The sequence below is a fragment of the Stenotrophomonas sp. YIM B06876 genome (assembly GCF_030711595.1).
Taxonomy (GTDB): Bacteria; Pseudomonadota; Gammaproteobacteria; order Xanthomonadales; family Xanthomonadaceae; genus Stenotrophomonas.
Genome location: NZ_JAUJUJ010000562.1, coordinates 1 through 433, shown reverse-complemented (window position 1 = coordinate 433; position 433 = coordinate 1). Strand labels below are relative to the sequence as shown.

General features: G+C 51.0%; 1 protein-coding gene. It reads left to right on the top strand.

The window, feature by feature from the left end; genetic code table 11:
• Positions 1-37: 37 nt before the first annotated feature.
• Positions 38-433 (top strand): hypothetical protein (locus QZH66_RS18470; protein WP_305807240.1); only part of this gene is annotated, 396 nt, incomplete at its 3' end.

The following is a 433-nucleotide window of genomic DNA, read 5'->3' as shown; positions in this document are numbered from 1 at the left end:
AAGTCAACAAGGCGTTGGAAGACCTGGGGATGGGCCAGTGACCGAATCTTTTGCTTCCAAGGAATTCGTTCGTCAGCTCCTTAAGGCTCACGACAAGTTTGACCAAAAGAAAACCCTGCTTGGTCACCTGTTTGCGGTTCAAGACGTTCGTGCGATTACGAAGCTGCACACATGGTATCCCGGCCAACGGGTGGAATTTGATTTCACGAAGTACGGCGTATTTCTCTATCCCAATAGCAATTGGAATCAGCCGGAGCTGTACTTTGATGGCTTGGGTGTCGACCACACGTCCGGAGTAATTGGCAGTTTTGTCACGACAACCAGTCCGACGTCGCGCGATATTGTCCGGTTGTACAAACGCTACGTCATGCCAAAAAGCACATGGCTGCCACCGAGTCTCTCAGACGTTGCGCAACTGTGGGATGTTTTTGGC